This is a genomic window from Frigoribacterium sp. CFBP 13605, assembly GCF_014839405.1.
In the GTDB taxonomy this organism is placed as follows: Bacteria; Actinomycetota; Actinomycetes; order Actinomycetales; family Microbacteriaceae; genus Frigoribacterium.
Genome location: NZ_JACYNS010000135.1, coordinates 1 through 5,759 on the forward strand (window position 1 = coordinate 1; position 5,759 = coordinate 5,759).

Annotated in this window: 6 protein-coding genes; 3 read left to right on the forward strand and 3 right to left on the reverse strand. The window is 72.3% G+C overall.

Going from position 1 to position 5,759, the window contains the following annotated elements:
• Positions 1-45: 45 nt before the first annotated feature.
• On the reverse strand, positions 46-594 hold the full coding sequence (locus IFT36_RS14800; RefSeq protein ID WP_056049809.1) for a MarR family winged helix-turn-helix transcriptional regulator: 549 nt from the start codon (positions 592-594) through the stop codon (positions 46-48).
• 278 nt (positions 595-872) lie between these two features.
• Here IFT36_RS14800 and IFT36_RS14805 point away from each other — a divergent pair, with 278 nt between their 5' ends.
• Entirely contained in the window at positions 873-1,472 is a 600-nt protein-coding gene (locus IFT36_RS14805) for a hypothetical protein (RefSeq protein WP_200413530.1), read from the forward strand.
• Between the two features lie 114 nt (positions 1,473-1,586).
• Complete coding sequence (locus tag IFT36_RS14810; RefSeq protein ID WP_200413531.1) at positions 1,587-3,065, forward strand: signal peptidase I; 1,479 nt, start codon at positions 1,587-1,589, stop codon at positions 3,063-3,065.
• 19 nt (positions 3,066-3,084) lie between these two features.
• Here the strand turns inward: IFT36_RS14810 and IFT36_RS14815 are convergent, their stop codons facing one another.
• Positions 3,085-3,567: a glutathione peroxidase gene (locus tag IFT36_RS14815; protein ID WP_056049801.1), complete on the reverse strand. Its 483-nt coding sequence runs from the start codon at positions 3,565-3,567 to the stop codon at positions 3,085-3,087.
• 118 nt (positions 3,568-3,685) lie between these two features.
• Here IFT36_RS14815 and IFT36_RS14820 point away from each other — a divergent pair, with 118 nt between their 5' ends.
• On the forward strand, positions 3,686-4,645 hold the full coding sequence (locus IFT36_RS14820) for a helix-turn-helix domain-containing protein (protein WP_056049799.1): 960 nt from the start codon (positions 3,686-3,688) through the stop codon (positions 4,643-4,645).
• 125 nt (positions 4,646-4,770) lie between these two features.
• Here the strand turns inward: IFT36_RS14820 and IFT36_RS14825 are convergent, their stop codons facing one another.
• Complete coding sequence (locus IFT36_RS14825) at positions 4,771-5,700, reverse strand: diacylglycerol kinase family protein (protein ID WP_200413532.1); 930 nt, start codon at positions 5,698-5,700, stop codon at positions 4,771-4,773.
• Positions 5,701-5,759 lie beyond the last annotated feature (59 nt).

Here is a 5,759-nt window from a genome sequence, read left to right on the forward strand (position 1 = left end):
CGTGGCCCGTGGCCCGCGGCCCGCAGCCGAGGCGGGTCAGGCGGGTCAGGCGGCGGCGTGGGGTGCGTCGCGCGTGCCGACCCCGTGGCGGTCGAACGCCCGGCCGAGGTCGAGCAGCGTGTCGGCGAGGGCACCGTGTCGCGACGCCGGCACGACCTCGGCGAACGCGGCGGCGTACGCGCTCGCGATGGCCGTCGTGACCTCGACGCCGCGTGGCGTGCGGCTGACGATGACGCTGCGGCGGTCGTCCGGGTTGCGGCGCCGGTCGAGGTGCCCGGCGTCGACGAGGCGGTCGACGAGGTTGGTCATCGCACCCGACGAGAGGTCGAGGTGCTCGGCCGCCCGCTTCGGGGTGACCAGGTCGCCGGTGGCCCACACGTAGAAGAGGAACCGGATGTCGGTGTCGCCCAGCCCGAAGAGGTCGCCCTGGTGGTCGAGCACCCGCGAGTGGTTCAGCATCAACAGGCGGAACGAGTCGAGCAGGCGGCCGAGGTCGCCGGGGGCGAGGCCGGGGTCGGGCGTGAGGCCGGGGCCGGGCGTGAGGCCGGGGCCGGTGATGAGGCCGGGGTCGGCCCGGGGTGGGGAGATGAGCAAGGGGGTCCTCCGTGACGCGTGTGAGCGTGCCGTCCATGGCACCGGCTCAGTCAACAAGAATCTCGACGATCGTGACACCCCCACCACTGGGGACATGGTTCGCCTTGCGTGCCTCTCGGAGTCCAAGTAATTTGATTGTCGTACCACTTGAGAACAACGACCACTCGAAACCGGAACGGTTCGGGAGGTGAGCTTCTCACCGGCGAAGCCCCTGAATCACCTCGCCGGGGTGGCCCCCGACATCCCCCCCTTTCCACCGTCTCGCCCTGGAGCACACCATGTCCCGTCCCACGCCCCGCATCGCCCGCATCGCCGCCTGGATCGCCATCCCCGCCGCCCTCGTCGCCTCGGGCATCGTCGTCTCCACGGCGTCGTACTCGGCCTTCTCGTCGACCACGGTCAACCCCACCAGCAACTGGACCGCCGGCACCGTCGCCCTGACCGACGACGACAGCAACACCGCGCTCTTCACCGCCACGAACCTCAAGCCCGGCCAGACCGGCAGCAACTGCATCGCCGTCACCAGCACGGGCTCGCTCGCCTCGGCCGTCAAGCTCTACGGGACGGGCGCCGCCACGACCAACAACCTCGCGTCGAACATCACGCTGAGCGTCGTGCAGGGCACCGGCGGCGGCTTCGGCTCGTGCACCGGCTTCACCCCGCTCTCGGCGGGCTCGAGCCTCTACAGCGGCACGCTGGCCGCCTTCGGCACCAGCTACACCAACTACTCCAACGGCGTCGGCACCTGGGCCCCCACCGGCACCGCGTCCGAGACCCGCACCTACCAGGTGACCTACACCGTCTCGAACACCGCCCCCAACACGACCCAGGGCGGCACCGCGAGCCTCGGCCTCACCTGGGAGGCCCAGAACAGCTGAGGCCCGTCCCGCGGCTGACCCCCGCGTCACGGCGACACCGCACCAGCACCGCGCACCACCGCACCAGGCGGCCCGACACCGCATCATCCGCACCACCCCCGAGCAGAGGCACCCATGAGCACGATCGACCTGAAGCTGCGGCCCACCACCGCGGCCCCGGCCTCGATCACCGTGCCCTTGGGTGCCTCTCGTCCGTGGCTCGACTGGACGCGCCTGGCCCTCGGCACCGCGTCACGCGTCGTGCTCTACTCGCTGCTCGGCCTGATGGTCTACGCGGCCGCCCCCGCCGCCCTCGGCTGGAGCCCCACCACCGTGATGACCGGCTCGATGGAGCCCCGCATCCACCCCGGCGACGTCGTCGTCGCGAAGCCCGTGGCGGCGTCCGACGTGCACCGCGGTCAGGTCCTCCTCTTCGACGACCCCGACCAGGCCGGGCACCTGCGGCTGCACCGCTACCACGACAACGGCCAGGCCGGGCAGATCGTCACCAAGGGCGACGCCAACCCGAGCGTCGACTCGACGCCGATCGACCGCAGCGCCGTCATCGGCGTCGGGTTCCTGCGCGTGCCGTACGTCGGAACGCCCTTCGTCTGGGCCGCGGCCCACCAGTACGGCCACCTGCTGGTCACCGGCGGACTGCTGATCCTCGTCGTCCTGCTCAGCCGCAACGACCGGTACCTGCTGCGTGACGAGCGTCCCGCGTCGCCTCGGGTGACCGCCCCCGCCGGCCGCCGCGTCCAGCGTCGTCGCGAGCGGCGCCTCCGTCGCCTGAAGACCGCAGGAGGCGCGATCGGCCTGGCAGCGATCGGTGGCGGTCTCGCACTCACCCTCGTCGTCTCCGGTGGCGCGCACGCCGCGTTCGCCGCCCCGACCGCCAACCCGACCTCGAGCTTCGGTGCCGGGAACTACGACTGCCTGCAGGACACCTACAACTCGCAGACCTCGTACGGTTTCCCGTACAACGAGACGTCCGGCACGACCACCACCGACGGCAGCTCGTTCGCCCGCGTGGGCACCCTGAGCGGCGGGGCGACGTTCGTCGCCGGCTCGTGCGCCACGAACCAGAGCCCCTACCTGCAGCTCGACGGCACGGGTCAGGTCACGACCGCCGTCAACCTCACCGGCCAGGCCGCCTTCACGATCGAGACCTGGTTCCGCACGACCAGCACGGCCGGGGGCACCCTGGCCGCGTTCACGACGGCCCCGACCGGCACGAACACGACCGCCGACCGCGCGCTGTACCTGACCACGGCGGGCAAGATCGTCCTCGGCGTGCGCCCCACCACGACCACGACCAAGGCGACGACGACGCCCGCCTCGTACAACGACGGCGCCTGGCACCACGTGGTCGCCACCCTCTCGGGCACGAGCACGGTGGTCTACGTCGACGGCGTCGCCGTCGTCACCGACAGCACGAACAAGACCGTGCAGACGGCCACCGGTTACTGGCGGGTCGGCTACGCCCCGCTCAGCGGGCTGCCGTCGGCTCCGACCAACGGCTACTTCGTCGGCTCGGTCGACGGCACGACGATCTACAACAACTCGGCCCAGAGCGCCTCGGCCGTGCAGGCCCGGTACGCGGCCGGCCACTGAGCGACCGCAGCGGGTCTGCTCAGCCGGCCAGCGCCTCCTCGATCACCGCGACGACCTCGGGGGCGTCGGGCTCGGTCGTCGGACGGAACCGGTGCACGGCGCCGCCGGGCGTGATCACGAACTTCTCGAAGTTCCACTTGACGCGGCCGGCCTTGCCGTCGGCGTCGGTGGCCTTCTTCAGCTCGGTGTAGAGCGGGTGCTCACCGCGGCCGTTGACCTTGACCTTCTCCATCATCGGGAAGGTCACGCCCCAGGTCGCCGAGCAGTACTCCTCGATGGCCTCGCCGCTCGAGAGCTCCTGGAAGAACTGGTTGCTGGGGAAGCCCAGCACCGTGAAGCCCTGCTCGCCGTACTGCTTCTGCAACGCCTCGAGCTTCTCGTACTGGGGCGCGAGGCCACAGCGGGAGGCCACGTTCACGACCATCACGACCTTGTCGGCGTAGGCGCCGAACGTGGTGGACTCGCCGCGGATCGTGGTCAGGGTGATGTCGTCGAGGGTCATGGGTCCGACCGTAGGCCCGCCCGCTGCGAGCCGACCCTCAGGCACGTCGTCGATCTACTGTCAACCCCCCTGGGATCGACTGGTGCGGGGTTTGGAGTGCGTGCAACAATTCGCTGAGATGGCTGCCCGCGACGACAAGATGCGCTTCGACGCGCGGGGGCGCGATCTCGACGAGGCGGTCGACATCCTGCAGGCCGGGTACAACGGCCGGGGTTTCCGCGTCGCTCCCACCGAGGCCCCTTTCTCGTTCCGCCACACCATCGTCGGCGACGGGGCGATGACCCTGCGGTCGACGATGTTCATGGGTCGCGTCGACGGGCAGGCGGCCGCGGGTGACGAGCACGTCGTCCACTGGCTGCTCGACGGGCGTTCCACGATCGACAACGGTCGCGACGAGGTGGCCGGAGCCGTCGGGCGACCGATCCTCTTCCCCGAGGGGCGGGACTTCGAGTTCACCACCGAGGACGTCAACCAGAGCCTGCTCCACCTCTCCAAGTCGGTCGTCGACGAGGTCGCGGCCGAGCAGCACGGCATCATGCCCGGCACGCTCCGCTTCGACCACGCCGCCCCCGTCTCGTCCGCCGCGATGCAGGCCTGGCACGCCACGGTCCGTCTGATCGGACGCGCCTACCTGGGCTCGGGCGAGCCCAGCGACCTGATGCGCACCGAGATGGCCCGGATGGCCGCGGTGGCCCTGCTCGACACCTTCGCCCACACCTCGAGCCAGATGCCCGCGGCGTTGCTGGCACCGCGCAACGCGAGCCTCCGCCTCGCCGTCGAATACATGCACGCCAGCGCCCACCTGCCGATCTCGGCCGTGGACATCGCCCGGGAGGCCGGGCTCACCCCGCGCGGGCTGCAACAGGCGTTCAGTCGTCACCTCGACACCACGCCCACGGCCTACCTGCGCGAGATCCGCCTCGAGCGCGTGCACGACGCGCTGCGGGCGGCCGCCCCGGACGCCACGACCGTCGCCGACGTCGCCCGACACTGGGCCTTCGCCCACCTCGGCCGGTTCTCGGCCGCGTACCAGCAACGGTTCGGCGAGTACCCCCGCGAGACGCTGCACCGCGGCTGAGGTCGGGGGTGCCCGGAGCGTGCGGCCGCCTCGCCGCCGAGCGCGCCTCCCGGGCCGCCTCGCCGCCGAGCGCGCCTCCCGGGCCGCCTCGCCGCCGAGCGCGCCTCCCGGGCTCGATCCGGCGGTCAGCGACCGATGGCGGCGTAGACGCGCAGGGCGCCCGGGACGACCTCGACCGTGACGGGCAGCGGCCCGACGCGCTCGCCGTCCGCGTAGGCGGCGACCCCGTCGGCCTCGATCACGGCCCGACGCACGCGGTGCACGGTCACGTTCGGGTGGCTCAGGTGGGTGCCGCGGAACACGCTCGGGAACAGCAGGACGAACTGCCAGCGCGTCAGCCGCTCCACCACGAGCACGTCGAGCAGCCCGTCGTCGAGCACGGCGTCGGGCGTGACCTTCATGCCGCCCCCGAGCGACTGGCCGTTGCCGACCGAGATCAGGGTGCCCTCGACCGTCGAGGCGACCCCGTCGAGCTCGAGGCGGTACGAGATGCGCGGCAGGCGCACCAGCTCGATGGCGAGCGCGACGTCGTAGCGGCGGCGCCCCTTCGGCCAGCTCAGCCGGTTGGCCCGCTCGTTCACGACGGCGTCGAAACCGGCCGAGACCATGCAGGCGAACCAGGTGGCCCGGCCGTCGGCCTGCAGCACGCGTCCGGCGTCGATCGTGGTCGGCTCGCCCTCGAGCAGCCGGACCAGGAGGCGCGTGGCCGCCTCGGCGTCGTCGTGGGGCAGCCCGAACGCCCGGGCCGTGTCGTTGCCGGTGCCGGTCGGCACCAGTCCCAGCGGCACGTCGGTGCCCGCGACGAGGTTGGCCCCGAGGTTCACCATGCCGTCGCCGCCGACGACGATCAGGGCGTCGGGACGCTCGCCGTGGTCGGGGTCGAGCTCGCGACGGGCGGCGGCCACGAGGTCGTCGTAGCTCGACTCGGTGAGCGGCACGACCGTGTGGCCGGCACCGCGGAGCCCGGCGAGCACCCCGTCGGCGAGGTGCTTCCGGCCGCCGGCGGAGGCGCCGGGGTTGATCGCCACGACCAGGCGGAGGGGCGTCGGGGTCATGGCGTCGATCTTGCCAGCCCCGCGCCCCGCGCGCCCCCCCCCCCCCCCCCCCCCCCCCC

Bases quoted from the DNA above. Each gene is read 5' to 3' on its own strand.
- IFT36_RS14805 (WP_200413530.1), top strand. From the start codon at position 873: ATGTCCCGTCCCACGCCCCGCATCGCCCGCATCGCCGCCTGGATCGCC.
- IFT36_RS14810 (WP_200413531.1), top strand. From the start codon at position 1,587: ATGAGCACGATCGACCTGAAGCTGCGGCCCACCACCGCGGCCCCGGCC.
- IFT36_RS14815 (WP_056049801.1), bottom strand. From the start codon at position 3,567: ATGACCCTCGACGACATCACCCTGACCACGATCCGCGGCGAGTCCACC.
- IFT36_RS14820 (WP_056049799.1), top strand. From the start codon at position 3,686: ATGGCTGCCCGCGACGACAAGATGCGCTTCGACGCGCGGGGGCGCGAT.
- IFT36_RS14825 (WP_200413532.1), bottom strand. From the start codon at position 5,700: ATGACCCCGACGCCCCTCCGCCTGGTCGTGGCGATCAACCCCGGCGCC.